Genomic DNA, 17132 nt, shown 5'->3' with positions numbered 1-17132 from the left:
GCTAGGCGACGAGGTTGGTGACGAACTCGCCGAAGCCCTGCGCGATGTCCACGATGCCACCGCCGAGCGACTTGAACACGTCAGCAGCAGAGTTGGGCTTGAACGCGATGAAGAAAATCAGGAAGGCGATTCCGCCCCAGGTGAGGAACTTCTTGACCATTGCGGGCCATCCTCTCCGTGCGGCGCCGTCTCCCGTACCGCAGCAATACCCAGAGTATCAGTCAAATGTCGTTTGGTGAATCAACTGCTCTGCGCTCCCACCCACACCGTCGGGCCGTCAGGCCGTCCCGTGCGGGTACTGCGGGGGCGCACCGTACACAAGCTCGGGTGGCAACCACTCGGTCAGGTCGTGCACCACGACCTCTCCCTTGAGGAGGCAACCCGCGCTCGCTGGCCAGGCTATCGCATAGAGCCCCATTCCCCGAGTCTCGCCGACGTACGCACTCCGGTCTGTCGGAGATTTTACCGACCACATTGGAGTTGGTCGGCCTTCGAAGTGGATCTTCGCGAGCCTGGCGGGCCCGGCGTCCCCCTGGTCGGGCCCGGTCGCCGTACCCGCGAGCAGCGCACCCGGAGCAGGGCGGACGACGTCGACGAAGTGAACCCCGTGGGACGACCGCCAACTCCTCGGCGACCGTCACCGGCTCAGCCCGGCCTGCCCCGACCGCCACCGACCCGGCGTGGACCCCGGCGGCACCCCGTACGGCGTCAGACCCGTCGCCGGACCGGAGCACGTCGGTGATCGTCCGACCGGCCGGCCACGACCGGGGACACGGATCCGCACCCGGCGACCGGATTCCCCCGTACCGCTGGCAATACGCACGACGGCGCTCGCCACGGTATTCCCGCCGGTCCCGTCGGGCAGGTGAAAGAGCAGCACCCGCCCGACGGTGTTCCCGCCAATCCCGTCGGGCAGACGAAAGAGCAGCACCCGCCCGAGGGTGTTCCCGCCGATCCCGTCGGGCAGGTACCGGAACAGCGCCGGCCGAGGGTCGGCGTGTAGCGGATCCGGGGGCCGGACCGGTCCGCCGGACCTTGGACGAATCACCATGGATCCCACAGGAACCACAGTTCCCGGATCGCTGCCTCGCAGTCCGGCGAACCGGCCTTTTTAGGGCAGCTCTTTCGGGTGGAACCGGAGCCCGACACGGCCAATCCGCCAACTTCGTCAGCAGGATGCCGTCGACCGTGGAACGCCGGCGACCCGACCGAATGGGCGATTCAGCAAGTAATAGGACTAAAAGGCTTATTGCCGGCACGCAGCTCAGGGGTTGCCCCGCCCCCCGCTCCACCGGGAGGTCGCCGGGTGACGGCCTGCGCCGGACCCGAGCTACCCGGGCGGCGCACCGGCATGGGCCCGGATCCACGCGTGCATCGCGATCCCACTGGCCACCCCGGCGTTGATGGAACGGGTGGAGCCGTACTGGGCGATGGAGAACAGCTCGTCGCAGGCCGCCCGGGCCGGCTCGGACAGACCCGGCCCCTCCTGCCCGAAGAGCAGTACGCAGCGTCTCGGCAGGGTCACGGTCTCCATCGGGCGGGAACCGGGAAGATTGTCGATGCCCACGATCGGCAGCCCCTCGGCGCGGGCCCAGTCCAGGAAGGCCTCGATCGTCTCGTGGTGCCGTACGTGTTGGTAGCGGTCCGTCACCATCGCGCCCCGCCGGTTCCATCGCCGGCGGCCGACGATGTGCACCTCGGCGGCGAGGAAGGCGTTGGCATTGCGGACCACGGTGCCGATGTTGAAGTCGTGCTGCCAGTTCTCGATCGCGACATGGAAGGCATGCCGGCGCTGGTCGAGGTCGGCGACGATCGCATCATGCAGCCAGTACCGGTAACGGTCGACCACGTTGCGCCGGTCCCCGTCGGCGAGAAGTTCCGGGTCGTACCGTGGGTCGGTCGGCGGATCGCCCTGCCACGGCCCCACACCGACCTCGTTGTCCTCCACGATCTGCAGAGGGTACGGCCCATGGTCGGAGGAGCTCAGGCCAGGCCCAGCGCCACCCCGAGCTCATCGAGGAACCTCCGGTCCCCGGGGGTCACCTGGTCGTCGTCGAACGTGGCGGCGTCGACACCGGCCGCCCGGCAGACCCGGGCAGCCACCGACTGCACCCACTGCCGATAGGCGGCCGAATCGGCAGGATCGGCCCGCGCGGCAAGCAGTCGAACCACCACCCGACAGGCGGCGAAGACCTCGTTCGGCCGACCGAGGTCTTTGGCGAGCCGGTCGCGATCCTGGTCGACGTCGTCCGATTCGGTGTAGATCGCGGTTGCCACCGCTCGGACCAGCTCGCTGTCGAAGACCCGGCCGGCTGCTATCCCGTCCAGGCCCGCCAACGTCTCGGCCACGGTGCGCTCCGGACGGTCCGGCTCCACCGATGCCACGGCGACGACGACCCGTCCCGGTAGTTGGGTGAGCAACTGCCATTCGACCGCTGGAAAGGCAGCCACGGCCGGTGGACCGGGGCGTCGGCCGTCAGCGGGCGGATCTTCGGAGACGGAATGGCTCATCGGAACCTCCCGGCGTCAGGATATGCCCCGAACGTCGGGCAGGTGCCGGGACGAGATCCTTCACATCCGGGTCGAGCGGGGACGAAATCCCTGTTGTGCCAGCAATTCTCCCAAATCCCGGAAGTGGGGATCGGAGCTATCGGGGCTCGGGAAAACTGGGGCGCTCGGGATCGACACCGTCGGGCACCGCCGCGGCGGCGTACGCCCGGGTCGGGACCATCACCCGGCGCCGGAAGACGCAGACCAGCGTGCCGTCCTGGTTGTAGCCCCTGGTCTCGACGGACACCACGCCCCGGTCCGGCTTCGAGGCGGACTCCCGCTTGTCCAGCACCGTGGTCTCGCCGTAGATGGTGTCGCCGTGGAACGTGGGTGCCACGTGACGCAGCGACTCGACCTCCAGGTTCGCGATCGCCCTACCGCTGACGTCAGGTACGGACATCCCGAGCAAAAGGGAGTAGATGTAGTTGCCGACCACCACGTTGCGCTTGAACTGACTGGCGGTCGCCGCGTAATGGGCATCCATGTGCAGCGGGTGATGGTTCATCGTCAACAGGCAGAACAGGTGGTCGTCGTACTCCGTGACGGTCTTGCCCGGCCAGTGCCGGTAGACCGCGCCGACCTCGAACTCCTCGTAGTAGCGCCCGAACTGCATCGTTGTGCCCTTCGACAGATGGCGATGAAGTACGCCACAGCATGCCTTACCGAAGATTAAGGCGACATTGGGGGCGCGATTGGCGGCGATTCATCACACCGCAGGAACCGAACGAGAACCGGGCGCATTGGAGGCCGGACGCAGTGAACGGCGGGGCCCTCCCCGGCACCCGCCGTCCACGCTCTGATGACTAGAGATTCTGCCGGAACGGAACCCTCCGCAGAAGAGGTCCGCCACCGAAAATCAGCCAGTGTTACTCCTTTGTGACGTAACTTAACGTAAAAGTAAATGCTCTTGTAACTGATCGTTACGGGAGCGATTCCCCCTAGTCAGGCGGGAAGTGTCCGGCGCAGGCCAGGCGGGTACTCACGTTGACCTGGAAACGCTCCCATCACTCTCAGCTACCGCCTCCACACCTCGCCCCGGTGACCAGAGTCACAGATCGCCATCAATGAACCTGCGGTATCTTGAGCGGTTCACGCTGGGCGTTTCAGCCCCGGATCGGCGGGAATTCCCCAGCCGGCGAACAGGTTCTCTCAGGCGTAGACATTCACGACGATCGGAGAGATCAATGGCTACCGTTGAACTGACCACGGCCAACTTCGACGAGGTGACCGGCCAGGACGGCATCGTCCTGGTGGACTTCTGGGCGAGCTGGTGCGGGCCGTGCGTCCGGTTCGCGCCGATCTACGAACGCTCGTCGGAGAAGCACCCGGACATCGTCTTCGGGAAGGTGGACACCGAAGCGCAGCAGGCCCTCGCCGCCAAGTTCGACATCCGCTCCATCCCGACGATCATGGCGGTTCGGGACGGCATCATCGTCTTCGCCCAGCCCGGAGCCCTGCCGGAATCGGCACTGGAGTCGCTGATCGACCAGGTCCAGGCACTGGACATGGACGACGTCCGGAAGCAGCTCGCCGGGCAGAGCTGAGCGTCGGGCAGAGCTGCACCCGGATCCGGCTGGACTCGTCGCGGGCCCAGCCGGATCCAGTTGCGGGTCCGGTCGGGGCACGACACCCCGACAACCAACTTGCATGCGGTTCGTACGCGTGTTCGAATCCTGTCATGCGCTGGGACAACCTGTCGGCTCCCCACGACCAGGGAGTCCCCGATCAGGCAGCGCCAGCGGCTCCACCCTTGCCGCTGGCGCTGCCTGGCGCGGTCACCCGTACCTTCGACACCCCGGGCTTTGCGGGCATGACCTTCTACGAGGTGCAGGCCAAATCAATCATCAACCGGGTGCCGGGCACGTCACGGGTTCCGTTCCAGTGGACGATCAACCCGTACCGGGGCTGCAGCCACGCCTGTGTCTACTGCTTCGCCCGTAACACGCACACCTACCTCGACCTGGACCCGGGCCGTGACTTCGACAGCAAGGTGATCGTCAAGGTCAACGCGGGTCAACTGATCCGGCGCGAGTTGGCCGCGCCGAAGTGGCGCGGCGGTCACATCGCCATGGGCAGCAATGTGGACTGCTACCAGCGGGCCGAGGGCCGCTACCAGCTCATGCCAGAGATCATCAGAGCGCTGACCGACTTCGCCAACCCGTTCTCGATCCTGACCAAGGGCACCCTGATCCTGCGCGATCTGCCCCTGCTCCGTAGGGCTGCGGAGGTGACCGCGGTCGGCGTCTCCTTCTCCGTCGGCTTCGTCGACGAGGCCTTGTGGCGCTCGGTCGAACCCGGCACCCCGAGCCCACGACGTCGGCTGGACGCGGTCCGCGCGGTCACCGACGCCGGCCTCCCGGTCGGCGTGCTGATGGCACCGATCCTGCCGGGGCTCACCGACACCGACGAGTCGATCGAGGCGACCGTCTCGGCCATCGCCGCCGCCGGGGCGACCAGCGTCACCCCGTTACCACTACATCTGCGCCCGGGCGCCAACGAGTGGTACGCGGCCTGGCTCGCCCGCGAGTTTCCCGCGCTGCTACCGCGCTACCGCCAACTGTTCGGCACCGGCTCCTACCTGCCCAAGGCCTACCAGCACGAGGTGTCCGCCCGGGTCCGGACGGCGGCCCGCCGACACGGGCTGAACCGACCCGAGCCGGCGGCCCCACCCCAGGTCCCGACCTCGCCGGCAGAATCGCGGGCCCTCGGGTTCGCCCCGACCCGCCGGTCGGACCCGGGGGCCGGTGTCGAGCAGTTGGCCCTGCTGTAGACCACCCATCAGCGGAAGCAGTCCCGGCAACAGCGTTACAGTCGCCAGGTGCGGACTCCTCGACAGATCCTGGCCGACGCGCGGGTGATCGCCGTGGTCGGCGCGTCCCGTAACCCCGCGAAGGCGGCGTACAGCGTGCCGCAACAGATGCAGCGGTACGGCTGGCGGATCATCCCGGTCAACCCGGAGGCCGACGAACTGTTCGGTGAGAAGGTCTACCGCTCACTGGCCGACATTCCGCACCCGGTCGACCTCGTCGACGTGTTCCGGCCGGCGCAGGACGCCGTGGCGGTGGTCCGCGACGCGGTCGCGATAGGCGCGCCGGCGGTGTGGCTGCAACTCGGCATCGTCTCGCCCGAGGCACGTCGGATCGCCGAGGCGGCCGGCATCGACTACGTCGAGGACCGGTGCCTGGTGATCGAGCGGGCGGCTGGCAACCTGTCCCGGCTGTCCTGATCAATCCGGTTCGGGATCGACCACGGCCAGCAGCGTGGCGACCCGGTCCGTCCGTTGATAGAGCACGGCATGCCCGGACTGTCGCCGCGTGACGAGCCCGGCCTGCCGCAGCCGGGCGAGATGGTACGAGACGGTCGCCGGGCTGAGCCGGTGTCGGGCCGCGAGTTCGGTCGTCGAACGTGGCGTGTCGAGATCGCCGAGCAGCGCGGCCCGACGATGTCCGAGTAGAACGGTTCCGGCCGCCGGTCCCTGCGGCATCGCCCACACCCTCCCCCTACCGCGGGCCGGATAGCCGATCATGGCCTGGCCGGGTGCCCCGAGCCACAGGGCGGGACTGGGCAGGAACACCGACGGGACCAGGACGACCCCGGACGTCGTATCGACACTGACGTCGACCGGTCGCCGCACCGTCAGCCGCGTGCCGTCCCAGCCCAGTTGGGGATGTAGGCCGTCGACGATTCCGCCGAACCCGACCCGACTGGCCCGCTCGGCACGGTGACGTACGTCCCCGTCGAGGATCCGGTGGATGGCCGGCCAGGATGCCGCCATGATGCGTCGCCAGCAGCGCGCCAACTGTTCCGCGACGCACTCGGCCAATACGGATTCCCCGGCCGCCAACACGTCCGCGACGGCGGACGACAGCGGGGCGCGGGGATCACGGCCGGCACCAGCACCGCTTCGACGCAACGCGTCCGGTGGTGGCGGGCCGATCCGAAAAGCCATCCGCAACTGGTAGCGCACCAACTCCGCCGGTGCGGTGGCGACCGCGTCGAGTTCCCTGGCCAGCGTGGGCGCGTACTCGCCCGCGATCGGGACCAGGAAGTCCGGTACGTACCACGATGAATGGTCCACCAGCCCGAGCAGCACCGCGAGATCCGCGACGTCGACCTGCGGCCTGGTCGTCTCCACCCAGCGATGGGCGTACGGTGCCCGCTCCGGATGGCTCAGGACCTCCAGGCCGTTGGTCAGCTCCGCGAGCCGGGACAGGACAAATCTCGATCTGGCCAGGCCGCCGGCATCGAGCCCGATCGTGATCACAAGTAACACCCCCGGTATTCGAACTTTCTCGAATCGCTGGCCGTGCACCGGCACGGCCTGCTCGACTTGCCCGCACCGAACGACGCCGTCGTCGGCCGGTACTCCGACGACGGCCCGAACCCGGGCCGCTCCGGCGACCCCGGACGAAGGAGAGCAGATGAACCACGGTCATCCAATCGAACGCAGCAGGTTCCTGCTGGCCGCCGCAGCGCTCGGCATCGGTGCCACCCAACTCGGCAGGGTGACCGCTGCGGCTGCGGCCGGCACCGGTCGGAGCCGTACCACCACCGCCGTCAGGTCGGTCGGTGGCTTCGACGTCATTGCCCTGTACGACGCGTCCGGTCCCTTCTTCACCACCCGGCAGGTCGCCTTCCCCACCGCGACCCCCGTCGACTGGGAGCGGGCCGAGCGCCTGGATCCCGCCGCGTTCGGGCCGGACGACCAGTGGAACCTGGACTTCCGCTGCTACGCGATCCGACGCCCAAACGGCCGGGTCATTCTGGTCGACACCGGCGTGGGTCCGGCAGGCAGCCCGGCGTCGAGTTGGGCACCGGTGCCCGGGCACCTGCCGCAGCGGCTGATCGACGCCGGCATCGACACCGACGACGTCGACCTGGTCGTACTGACCCATGTCCACAGTGACCACGTCGGCTGGTCGGTCCACCCGGACGGCGTCCCGATGTTCGCCAACGCCCGGTACGTACTACAGCACGACGAGATCGCGGCACTGGAAGCCGGTGGCGGCGAAGCCATGCTGCGCTATCTCGTCGATCCGCTACGCCGCGCCGGTCGACTCTGGGAGGTGTCCGGCGCAACCCCACTCGTCGGTGGTTCCGGTGGTTCGGACCGCTGCCGCAGCACCACGGTGCGGGTCGTACCCACCCCCGGACACACCCCGGGTCACCAGTCCGTGCTCGTCGAGGGCGGCCGGCGGCAAATTGCGATCACCGGCGACGTGCTGGTCCACGCGGTGCAGCTGGTCAACCCGGACGTCGGCTACCGGTACGAGGACGACCAGGAGATCGCCCGGGTGACCCGACAGGCGCTGCTGGCCGAGGCCGGCTCCCGCCACACGCTGTTGGCCACCGCCCACCTCAGGCAACCGTTCGTCACCGCACCTTCGCCCGGCAGGCCCAGGCATCGGTGACAGCGGTCGACTTACACAATCTGTTTCGGCCCGTCGACCCCGGCTTCGGCTTCGGTCTGTCACCCGCCGGTTTCGGCCCGTCGACCCCGGCTTCGGCCCGTCGCCCGCCGGTCGGTCAGAGCTTGTACTCCTTGAGCAGGCCCCGGGAGATGATCGTCTTCTGGATCTCCGAGGTGCCCTCACCGATGAGCAGGAACGGAGCCTCCCGCATCAACCGCTCGATCTCGTACTCCTTGGAGTAGCCGTAACCACCGTGGATACGGAACGCCTCCTGGACCACCTCGGCGCAGTACTCGGAGGCCAGCAGTTTGGCCATGCCGGCCTCGACGTCGTTGCGGGCGCCCGAGTCCTTGAGCCGGGCCGCGTTGACCATCAGGGCGTGGGCGGCCTCGATCTTCGTACCCATCTCGGCCAGCTTGAAGGCGATGGCCTGGTGCCTGGTCAACTGCGCCCCGAAGGTCTGCCGCTGCTGCGCGTACGCCACGGCGAGTTCGAATGCTCGGATGGAGATGCCGCAGGCCCGGGCCGCGACGTTCACCCGTCCCACCTCGATGCCGTCCATCATCTGGTAGAAGCCCCGGCCGAGTCCCGCATCAACGCCACCGAGCACGGCCGACGACGGCACGGTGACCCCGTCGAGGATCATCTCGGTGGTCTCGACGCCCTTGTAGCCCATCTTGTCGATCTTGCCGGGAATGGTCAGGCCGGGTGCCGTCTCACCGAAGCCCGGCTTCTTCTCCAGCAGGAACGTGGTCATGTTGCCGTAGACCGAGTCCGCGCCGACGTCGGTACGCACCAGCGTGGCCACCACCGACGAGTACGCCCCGTTGGTCAGCCACATCTTCTGCCCGTCGAGGACGAAGTCGTCACCGGTGCGTACGGCCTTGGACCGGATGGCGGAGACGTCGGAGCCACAGCCCGGCTCGGACATGGAGAACGCGCCACGCACCTCACCGGTGGCCATCCTGGGCAGCAGCGACCGCTTCTGCTCCTCCGAACCGTGCCGGGAGATCAGGTACGCCACGATGAAGTGGGTGTTGACGATCCCGGAGACCGACATCCAGCCCCGGGACAGTTCCTCCACCACCAGGGCGTAGGTCAACAGCGACTCACCGAGGCCGCCGTACTCCTCGTCGATGGTGAGGCCGAAGAGTCCCATCTCGCACATGCCGTCGACGATGTCCGAGGGGTACTCGTCGGCGTGCTCCAGCCGCTGCGCGTTCGGGATGATCTCCCGGTCGGCGAACTCCCGTACGGTCTCCAGGATCGACCGCTGCACATCGGTCAGGCCTGGGGTCTGGGCGAGTCGGGCCATGTCAGCCTCCGAGAATTCACGCGCATCGGTCGGTTGCGCAGCAGCGTACTGACAAGTAACTGAACGTTTGCTAAGTATCGTCGCGCCGGGGAGCGCCGCCAAGGTGCCAAGTCCTGGCATCCGCTGTGAAAAGGTTCACCGCGACCGGTAGCGTCCGGGAAAGGAGGGCAACTGCCATGAACTATCCGCAACCGGATGAGCCTCAGGAGCCAACCCGACCGCCCGATCCGTACGGGCAGCCGCCCGAATCCGGTGCCCCCCAGCATGGCCAGTACGGCCAGCCCGGCCCAGGCCAGCCCGGACAGTACGACCAGCCCGGCCCGGGCCAGTACGGTCACGGCCAGTACGGTCAGGAGCAGTACGGCCCACCAGGTCACGGCCAGTACGGTCAGCCGCCCGGTTATCCGCCGTCCGGGCCGGGCCGGAGTTCCGGTACCAACGTCATGGCGATCCTGTCGCTGGTCTTCGCGTTCGTCTTCGCCCCGGCCGGCATCGTGCTCGGACACATCGCCCGCAAACAGATCAGGCAGAGCGGTGAACAGGGCGAGCAGCTCGCCCTGTGGGGCCTGATCCTCGGCTACGTCTTCACCGCGCTGTACCTGATCGCCTGCTGTTCCTGGGTCGCTCTCGTCATCTGGGCGACGTCGGACAACGGCACGACCTACTGAGGCAGCCCGTCACCGGGATCTACCGAGGCAGCCGGCCCACGGGACCTACCGAGACAGCCGGCCACCGGGACGACCGGCCCGGTCGGGAACTCCGCCCTAGCGGACGGTCGGGAACTCCGCCCTAGCGGAACTGGGCCTCCCGAACGCTGTTGCCGCCGTCAACCACCAGCATCTGACCGGTGATGTAGGACGCCGCCGGTGAACACAGGAACGTGATCGCCGCAGCCACCTCGTCCGGCGTACCGGGTCGCCCGACCGGCGTACCCAGGCCCTGTTTCAGTTCGGCCATGGTGGAGGCGGCCGTGTAGATCGTGCCCGGGGCCACCGCGTTGACCGTGACCCCGTCGGCCACCATCTCCATGGCCAGGGCCCGGGTCAGACCGACGACGCCCGCCTTGGCCGCCGCGTACGCCGCCTCGGTGGGCAGCGCGTTGACCGGTCCGGCGGTGGCGGCGAGGTTGACGATCCGCCCCCAGCCACGCTCGGCCATTCCACCGATGAACGCCCGGCTGCACAGGAATGCCGTGGTCAGGTTCCGGTCGATCTCCGCATGCCACTCGTCGAAGGTCAACTGGGCGACCGGCCGCAGCACCTCCGGGCTCGCCCGGCTGGCCAGGCCGGCGTTGTTGACCAGCACCTCGACCTCACCGAGCTGCTCGGCGATGGCGTCCGCCAACGCGCCCACCTCGGCCTCGTCGGTGAGGTCGGCGACAAAGCCGGTCGCCCCCAACTCGGTCGCCCGCTCGTGGATGCGACGGGTGGTCGAGACGATCGCCACCCGAGCACCGAGGTCACGCAGCCGGCGGGCGGTGGCGTAGCCGATGCCGTCCGGGCTCCCGGCCCCGGTGACCAGCGCGACCCGGCCGTCCAGTCGCATCGTGACCGGCTCCACGTCAACGACCGGAGCATCGCTCCCAACTGGAACCGGGCCCTGGGCGACGGTTCGGGTCCGGCGGGCCAGCGCGGGGCGCGTGGCGTCCCGTCGCGGCCGGCTGCCGGATCTGTCACCGGCGCGCGCGTCGAATGCCATGCCAAGATCCTGCCTTCTCCGGCCGATACGGGCAATACGCACCGCCCGACGCGAAGGAAACAGGGCCGGTACCGCTGGCAACGAGCGACTACCCTGACGGCGCACCCCTCGCAGACGGAGAAGCACTCATGACCTATCCGCAACAGCCCGGCGGCGATCCGTCCTGGTCCGACCCACAACCCACGATGGCCTACCCCGACGCCGGCTACCCGGTCGGCAAGTCGTCAGGCATGGACGCGCCGCCCGTTCCGACCTATCCCGTGTACGGATACACACCGGCTCCACCAACCAACGGGATGGCGATCGCCGCACTCGTGCTCTCCCTGGTCGGTCTCGCCTCATGCATCACCGCCCCCATCGGAGCGATCCTCGGGCACGTGGCCCGCAAGCAGATCCGTGAGCGCGGCGAGGGCGGTGACGGCCTGGCGCTGGCGGGCATCATCGTCGGTTGGATCCTCACCGGACTGTTCCTGCTCGTAATCGCGTTCTACGTGGTCCTCATCGTGTGGGCCATCAACGCTGGATCGTCCATGGACTCCGGCACCACCTACTGAGCCCGTACGACGGCGGGAGGACACATGGACACACCGGATACCGGCAGCGGTCCCGAGGGTCCGACGGTCGACGGGCCGGTTGCGGTCACCCAGGAGGATGTCGGGCCCGACCGATCCGACCCGACACGACACCCGTACGGGCCGGGGCCGACCGGTCAGGCACCCTACCCACCGCCCTACCTCCTGCGACGACCGACGAACAACCTGGCCATCACCGCGATGATCGTCGGGATGGTCGGCATCATCGCCTGTCCGCTGGTCGGCGGGGTCGCCGTCTATCTCGGCAACCGGGCCCGGGCGGAGATCCGACGCAGTGGTGAGGACGGCGACGGCATGGCCGTGGCGGGTGTGGTGACCGGCTGGATCGGGGTGGGCCTCTCCGCACTGACGATGCTCTTCGTGCTCGCCTACGTCGGCTTCTTCGCCCTCTTCCTGACCTCCCTGCCGAGCGCGCCGTAGCAACCGGTCAGGACACGGTGTGTCGGGCGTTTCCCAGCACCTCGACGAGCGAGCCCGACACACCGTGTCCTAGCGGAGGACCAACCGAACCCTGCTCACTCCGGCGGGGTGAAGGTACGGGTACGCGCCATTCCGGCGGCCCGCCCCTTGGCCGCGATGACCAGTGCCATCTTGCGGGACGCCTCGTCGATCATCTCGTCACCGAGCATCACCGCGCCCAGCCGGCCACCGGCCTCGGAGGTGTAGTACAGGTAGGCGTCGAGGATCATCTCGGCGTGGTCGTAGTCGTCCTGCGCCGGCGAGTAGACCTCGTTGGCCGCGTCGATCTGGCCGGGGTGCAGCACCCACTTCCCGTCGAAGCCGAGCGCCGCCGAACGCTTCGCCACCTCGCGGAACCCGTCCACGTCGCGGATCTGCAGGAACGGCCCGTCGATCGCCTGCTTGTCATGCATCCGGGCGGCCATCAGGATCCGCATCAGGATGTAGTGGTAGGGATCGCCCGGATAGTCGGGGATCAGCGCCCCCACCACCAGCGACTTCATGTTGATGGAGGCCATGAAGTCGGCCGGGCCGAAGATGATCGTCTCGACCCGGGGCGAGGCGGCGGCGATCGCGTCCACGTTGACCAGCCCGGCGGCGTTCTCGATCTGCGCCTCGATGCCGATCTGGCCGACCGGAAGCCCGAGTGTCTTCTCCAACTGGGTGAGGGTCAGGTCCAGCCACTCGACGTGTGCGGCGGTCTGCACCTTGGGCAGCATGATGCAGTCGAGGTTGGCACCGGCCCCCTCGACCACCGCGATGACGTCCTGGTAGGTCCAGGGGGTGGTCAGGTCGTTGACCCGTACGACCCGGGTCTTACCCGCCCAGTCGCCCTCGTTGAGCGCGGCGACGATGTTCTTGCGGGCGTCCGGCTTGGCCAGCGGCGCCACCGCGTCCTCCAGGTCCAGGAAGACCTGGTCGGCCGGGAGTCCCTGGGCCTTGCCGAGCATCTTCACGCTCGACCCGGGCACGGCCAGACAGGACCGGCGCGGGCGTCCGAGGTTGGCCATCACGGCTCCTTCCACCGGCCGGACACACGGCCGCCGGGCTCGACTTAACGATCGCAAAGGTACTTGTTACGCCACGGTAACCGCGCCCGGTCATCCAGGAGAACCGACCTGTGCAGGATTTCACTGCCCGCCTCCACCGGAGGCAACCCGACCCGCAGGTGTCGGTACGACACACTTGCCTGACGTCGGAGAATCGACGTCGGCATCGAGGGCGCGGTGAGCGAATCCAGTCACGCCGGTGAAGGAGATCAGCACATGGCCGGATACCAGCAGGTTTCCACGACCATCGACTCGCACCCGGCGGCGGTCGAACTCGCCCGGTCCGCCGTACGGGCCCGGGTCGCCGCCTGCGGCCAGGTCGTCGGGCCGATCACCAGCACCTACTGGTGGGACGGCGAGGTCCAGGAGGCCCAGGAGTGGCTGGTGCTGTTCAAGACGACCGAGGACCGGTCCGAGGCGCTGATCCAGCACCTGCGTTCCGCGCATCCGTACGATGTGGCAGAGGTCATCTGCACTCCGATCACCGCTGGCAACCCCGATTACCTAGGCTGGGTGCAGCGGGAAACCCGCGTCTGACATCGCGCCGCCGGACCGTGGTGTGTTCACCGGTCCGACACCGGTCCGCAAATTTCCCTCAAGTCTGGCTCGAACCTGTACCGCCGCGCGCAGACAACCGGCACCGTTTGGGAAACCCCCGAACGATCCCTGGAGCGTACGATGTCTGCGACCTTCACCCGGATCACCGCGCCACCCGGCAACAGTGCGACAGCCGGCAGCGCCCCGCCATCGGCCCGGCTGGCCTGGTCGACGCTGGTCGACGCGTTCGAAGCCGCCTGTCTGCTCCGATGTGCGTCGGCGCCGGCACTCTCCCCCGTGATGCAGTACGGTCAGCGACCCACCCACCGGGCCTTCACCGGCCCCCGTCCGATGGTCGAGTTCAGTCAGCCCTCCGCCGCCCACCGGATGCGGCACCTGTTGGCCGGGTTGGACATCCCGGTCGAGGAGGAAACCGTCACCGCCGGTCTACGTCGTCGCTACACCGTGCACCGACTCGGTGTGCCGCAGGCGGCCCAGGCAGAGTACGCAGCCACGATCGACCTGGCCTGGCGGCAGGGGCGCAGCGCGCTGCTCAGCCCGGTCACCGCCGGTACCTCGACCGTTCGGCACCTGTGGCGTCCCCGCCTGGCCGCCGCCGCGTGGAGCGCGGTGCTGCTGGCCGCCGGCCGACACGTACGCAAGCACATCCTCGGGGTACGGGTCACGGACCAGGACCTCGCCGGGGTCCTTGTCCGCAGCGCCCACCTGCTCGGCGCGACCGCCTCCCTGGACCGCCGGTCCGGCTGCTTCCTCGTCAGCGTCCCGGCCGGTGCGGACAAACGGCGCATCATGCAGGGCACCGAGTTCCGCTCGGCACTGGCCAGCGCCTCCTGACCGACAGTTCGACACCGGCCAGCGCCTCCTAACCGACAGTTCGACACTGACCACCGTCTCCTGATCGAGGGGCCCCGGCCCATCAGGCCATCTCCCCCACCCCGGCCGGAACGTTTCCGCCATTCGCACGGTATGCAGCGGCCGGGCTTCTGAGCCACACTGGCGACACCGAATCCAACCGTCGCCGGAGTGTGCTGTTCGTGAGTCGTAACTCGCCACGCCACGTGCAGTGGCTGCGAACCGTCTCCCGGATCGCCACGACGACCTTGATCGCAGCAACCGCGCTGCTCGGCGCCGGGTGCCAGAGCAGCGCGCCAGCCCCGATCGAGATCCGTATCGCCACCGGCAGCCCGGCCGCGGTCTACTACGCCTTCGGCCAGTCCCTGGCCACCATCATCAACCGGGAGCTACCGGGCGTACACGCCAGTGTCCTGGTGACGGCAGCCTCCGCGCAGAACGTCTCCATGGTCGCCAACGGTGCCGCCGAACTGGGATTCACCCAGGCAGACGTGCTGCCGGTGGCCCCGGTCGGGGGCTACCAGGTATCGGCCGTGGCCCGGGTCTACGACGATCTGCTGCACCTGGTCACCCGGGGCGACACCACGATCCGCCAATTGGAGGACATCCGGGGCCATCGGGTGTCGGTGGGCGCCTCCGGTTCCGGCACGGAGATCACCGCCAACCGGTTGCTGGCCGTTTCCGGACTGGCTCACGTGATCACCACCGAGCAGCTGGGGCTGGACGCCTCCGTGGCCGCGCTACGGGCCGGACGGATCGACGCCTTCTTCTTCTCCGGCGGGCTTCCGGTAACCGCGATCGAGAACTTCGCCAGCGACAACCTGGCCCGGATCATCGATCTCAGCGAGTACGTCGAGCCGCTCCGCCGGGCCTACCGTGAGGTCTACGTCGCCCGGGACATTCCCCGCTCGGTGTACGGCGTGGATCCGGTCACCACCATCGCCGACCCGAACTTCCTCATTGTCGGAAAGTCACTGCCGGAGGACCTCGTCTACGACCTGACGCGGCTGTTGATGGAGCGCCGGGACGAACTGGCCGCCGCGCACCCGGCAGCGGCCCGACTGAGCCCGCTCTCAGCGATCGCCACCGCTCCGTTGCCGATGCATCCGGGCGCGGTCCGCTACTACCGGTCCAGTAAGCCCTGAGGCGGGTAGCAGCGGGACCCGGCTACCTGGCCCGGTGCGGCGCGGCCCGGCGCGGTACGGCCCACTGCGGTACGGGTCGTCCGAATCGGCACCCGCCCCGATCGGACGACCGGGCGGCGACCTCAGCTGTCCGGGGACTGGAACCAGACCGTGGCCTCAAGGCCACGCGGCTGCGCCTGACGCATCGTGAGCCGACCGCCGGAGACGTCCACCAGCACCGCGACGATGGTCAGGCCGAGGCCGGCGCCGTTGACGTTCTGCGCGTCGGGCGCCCGCCAGAACCGCTCGGTCGCCTGGTCGAGTTGAGCGTCGGTCATCCCCCGCCCGTCGTCGCGTACGGTCACCGCCACCCCACCGTCGGCCCGGCTCACCGTCACCTGCACATGACCACCCGGCTCGGTGAACTTCACCGCGTTGTCGATCAACGCGTCCAGTGCCTGGTCCATGGCGGTCGGCACGGTACGGGCGGACACCGGGTAGTCCGGCACGGTGACGTCGAGCGTGATCGACCGGTGCCGGGCCAGCGGCTGCCACGCGACGGTACGCGACTCGGCCACCGCCACGGCGTTGACCACGACCAGCCGGTCCCGCCCCCGCTCGGCACGGGCCAGGGTGAGCAGCCCGTCGAGCACCTCGGCCAGTCGATCGGTCTCCTCCAGCGCCAACTGGTGCTCGGTACGGCCGTACTCGTCGGTCAGGCTCGGGCCGAGTTCCTCCACCCGCAGGCGCAGCGCGGTGAGCGGGTTACGTAGCTGGTGACTGGCGTGCGCGACGAAGGCGCGTTGTCGTTCCATCGAGTCGGAGACCGCGTCCGCCATGTCGTTGAAGTTCGCCGCCAGCCGCCGTAGCTCCGGTGGGCCGATCTGGTGCTGCACCCGGGCGGCCCGGTCACCGCCGGCGATCTCGTGGGTCACCGAGTCCAGCACGGTCACCGGACGCAGGACCCAGCCGGCCAGACCGAATGCGGTCAGCACGCAGGCCAACACAGCCAGCACCCCGACGCCCGCGAGGATCAGCCACATGTTGCGCACCGACTGTCGTACCCGGCTCGTGGGCGAGGAGACGACCACCGCCCCGAGCACCTCGCCACCGTCGGCGATCGGCACGGCCACCACGAGTGGCCCGGTGCTCCACGGCCAGATCGCCTCGGGCCCGGTGAACTGCTGCCCGGCCAGCGCGACCCGGCGTGCCGGCTCGACCGCCGTCGACTCCGACGGATAGTGCGCGGTCACCAGCACGCTGCGGTGCTCGCGGTCCACCACGGTCACGCCGATGCCGTACAACTGGTCGTAGCGGTCCAACTCGGCACGAAGGGTACCCACCGCGCCGCTGCGTAACGCCGGGCCGGACAGCGAGGCGAAGCGCGTCGCGTCAGCCAGCCGGTTGACCCGTACCTGGTCGGTCTCCCGGTTGGCCAGGGTGATCGCCAGGGGCGTCTCCAGCGCCAGCAGCACCAGGGCCATCAACAGCAGATAGCTGGTGACCAACCGTCGGCGCACGAC

At 68.7% G+C, this 17132-nt stretch carries 20 protein-coding genes; 10 read left to right on the top strand and 10 right to left on the bottom strand.

Features of this window, described 5'->3' with window-relative positions; genetic code table 11:
- Nucleotide 1: 1 nt before the first annotated feature.
- The 5 genes from ACFQ4H_RS15245 to ACFQ4H_RS15225 all read right to left on the bottom strand — a co-directional run bounded on the left by ACFQ4H_RS15245 (nucleotide 2) and on the right by ACFQ4H_RS15225 (nucleotide 3181).
- A complete protein-coding gene (locus ACFQ4H_RS15245; protein WP_377571483.1) occupies nucleotides 2–160 on the bottom strand; it encodes a hypothetical protein in 159 nt (52 codons plus the stop codon).
- A gap of 117 nt (nucleotides 161–277) precedes the next feature.
- A complete protein-coding gene (locus tag ACFQ4H_RS15240; protein WP_377571540.1) occupies nucleotides 278–565 on the bottom strand; it encodes a DUF6758 family protein in 288 nt (95 codons plus the stop codon).
- 765 nt (nucleotides 566–1330) lie between these two features.
- Nucleotides 1331–1948: a TrmH family RNA methyltransferase gene (locus ACFQ4H_RS15235; RefSeq protein WP_377571481.1), complete on the bottom strand. Its 618-nt coding sequence runs from the start codon at nucleotides 1946–1948 to the stop codon at nucleotides 1331–1333.
- Nucleotides 1949–1983: 35 nt separating this feature from the next.
- Nucleotides 1984–2511: a hypothetical protein gene (locus ACFQ4H_RS15230; RefSeq protein WP_377571478.1), complete on the bottom strand. Its 528-nt coding sequence runs from the start codon at nucleotides 2509–2511 to the stop codon at nucleotides 1984–1986.
- A gap of 136 nt (nucleotides 2512–2647) precedes the next feature.
- Nucleotides 2648–3181 (bottom strand): MaoC family dehydratase, encoded by a 534-nt coding sequence (locus tag ACFQ4H_RS15225; protein WP_377571538.1) that lies wholly within the window; start codon nucleotides 3179–3181, stop codon nucleotides 2648–2650.
- Between the two features lie 553 nt (nucleotides 3182–3734).
- On the opposite strand from ACFQ4H_RS15225, the gene trxA reads away from it, so the two are divergent.
- The 3 genes from trxA to ACFQ4H_RS15210 all read left to right on the top strand — a co-directional run bounded on the left by trxA (nucleotide 3735) and on the right by ACFQ4H_RS15210 (nucleotide 5776).
- Entirely contained in the window at nucleotides 3735–4094 is a 360-nt protein-coding gene (gene trxA, locus ACFQ4H_RS15220; RefSeq protein WP_377571475.1) for a thioredoxin, read from the top strand.
- A gap of 134 nt (nucleotides 4095–4228) precedes the next feature.
- Complete coding sequence (locus tag ACFQ4H_RS15215; RefSeq protein WP_377571472.1) at nucleotides 4229–5320, top strand: Rv2578c family radical SAM protein; 1092 nt, start codon at nucleotides 4229–4231, stop codon at nucleotides 5318–5320.
- Nucleotides 5321–5368: 48 nt separating this feature from the next.
- The gene (locus ACFQ4H_RS15210) at nucleotides 5369–5776 is read left to right on the top strand and encodes a CoA-binding protein (protein ID WP_377571469.1); all 408 of its coding nucleotides are present in this window, start codon (nucleotides 5369–5371) and stop codon (nucleotides 5774–5776) included.
- Here the strand turns inward: ACFQ4H_RS15210 and ACFQ4H_RS15205 are convergent, their stop codons facing one another.
- Entirely contained in the window at nucleotides 5777–6823 is a 1047-nt protein-coding gene (locus ACFQ4H_RS15205) for an ArsR/SmtB family transcription factor (protein WP_377571466.1), read from the bottom strand.
- Between the two features lie 148 nt (nucleotides 6824–6971).
- On the opposite strand from ACFQ4H_RS15205, the gene ACFQ4H_RS15200 reads away from it, so the two are divergent.
- Nucleotides 6972–7961 (top strand): MBL fold metallo-hydrolase, encoded by a 990-nt coding sequence (locus ACFQ4H_RS15200; RefSeq protein WP_377571463.1) that lies wholly within the window; start codon nucleotides 6972–6974, stop codon nucleotides 7959–7961.
- A gap of 115 nt (nucleotides 7962–8076) precedes the next feature.
- On the opposite strand, the gene ACFQ4H_RS15195 is transcribed toward ACFQ4H_RS15200, so the two are convergent.
- Nucleotides 8077–9276 carry an acyl-CoA dehydrogenase family protein gene (locus tag ACFQ4H_RS15195; RefSeq protein WP_377571461.1) on the bottom strand — a complete coding sequence of 400 codons (1200 nt, stop codon included), beginning with the start codon at nucleotides 9274–9276 and terminating at the stop codon, nucleotides 8077–8079.
- A gap of 176 nt (nucleotides 9277–9452) precedes the next feature.
- Here ACFQ4H_RS15195 and ACFQ4H_RS15190 point away from each other — a divergent pair, with 176 nt between their 5' ends.
- The gene (locus tag ACFQ4H_RS15190; protein ID WP_377571458.1) at nucleotides 9453–9944 is read left to right on the top strand and encodes a DUF4190 domain-containing protein; all 492 of its coding nucleotides are present in this window, start codon (nucleotides 9453–9455) and stop codon (nucleotides 9942–9944) included.
- Between the two features lie 121 nt (nucleotides 9945–10065).
- On the opposite strand, the gene ACFQ4H_RS15185 is transcribed toward ACFQ4H_RS15190, so the two are convergent.
- A complete protein-coding gene (locus ACFQ4H_RS15185; RefSeq protein WP_377571536.1) occupies nucleotides 10066–10905 on the bottom strand; it encodes an SDR family NAD(P)-dependent oxidoreductase in 840 nt (279 codons plus the stop codon).
- 197 nt (nucleotides 10906–11102) lie between these two features.
- Here ACFQ4H_RS15185 and ACFQ4H_RS15180 point away from each other — a divergent pair, with 197 nt between their 5' ends.
- Nucleotides 11103–11528, top strand: a complete 426-nt coding sequence (locus ACFQ4H_RS15180) for a DUF4190 domain-containing protein (RefSeq protein ID WP_377571455.1) — start codon at nucleotides 11103–11105, stop codon at nucleotides 11526–11528.
- A gap of 24 nt (nucleotides 11529–11552) precedes the next feature.
- Nucleotides 11553–11987: a DUF4190 domain-containing protein gene (locus tag ACFQ4H_RS15175; protein WP_377571452.1), complete on the top strand. Its 435-nt coding sequence runs from the start codon at nucleotides 11553–11555 to the stop codon at nucleotides 11985–11987.
- 95 nt (nucleotides 11988–12082) lie between these two features.
- Here ACFQ4H_RS15175 and ACFQ4H_RS15170 read toward each other — a convergent pair whose 3' ends face one another.
- On the bottom strand, nucleotides 12083–13036 hold the full coding sequence (locus ACFQ4H_RS15170; RefSeq protein ID WP_377571450.1) for an HpcH/HpaI aldolase/citrate lyase family protein: 954 nt from the start codon (nucleotides 13034–13036) through the stop codon (nucleotides 12083–12085).
- A 216-nt stretch (nucleotides 13037–13252) separates the two neighbouring features.
- On the opposite strand from ACFQ4H_RS15170, the gene cutA reads away from it, so the two are divergent.
- From cutA to ACFQ4H_RS15155, 3 genes are all read left to right on the top strand, one after another.
- Nucleotides 13253–13612, top strand: a complete 360-nt coding sequence (gene cutA / locus ACFQ4H_RS15165) for a divalent-cation tolerance protein CutA (RefSeq protein WP_377571447.1) — start codon at nucleotides 13253–13255, stop codon at nucleotides 13610–13612.
- A 141-nt stretch (nucleotides 13613–13753) separates the two neighbouring features.
- Nucleotides 13754–14467, top strand: a complete 714-nt coding sequence (locus ACFQ4H_RS15160; protein WP_377571444.1) for a hypothetical protein — start codon at nucleotides 13754–13756, stop codon at nucleotides 14465–14467.
- 266 nt (nucleotides 14468–14733) lie between these two features.
- Nucleotides 14734–15630: a TAXI family TRAP transporter solute-binding subunit gene (locus ACFQ4H_RS15155; protein WP_377571534.1), complete on the top strand. Its 897-nt coding sequence runs from the start codon at nucleotides 14734–14736 to the stop codon at nucleotides 15628–15630.
- Between the two features lie 122 nt (nucleotides 15631–15752).
- Here the strand turns inward: ACFQ4H_RS15155 and ACFQ4H_RS15150 are convergent, their stop codons facing one another.
- Entirely contained in the window at nucleotides 15753–17129 is a 1377-nt protein-coding gene (locus ACFQ4H_RS15150) for a sensor histidine kinase (RefSeq protein ID WP_377571441.1), read from the bottom strand.
- Nucleotides 17130–17132: the final 3 nt, after the last annotated feature.

This window comes from Micromonospora sonneratiae (genome assembly GCF_042679305.1).
In the GTDB taxonomy this organism is placed as follows: Bacteria; Actinomycetota; Actinomycetes; order Mycobacteriales; family Micromonosporaceae; genus Micromonospora_H; species Micromonospora_H sonneratiae.
The sequence above is the reverse complement of the archived record's forward strand: the minus strand, read 5'-3'. Positions and strand labels throughout refer to the sequence as shown.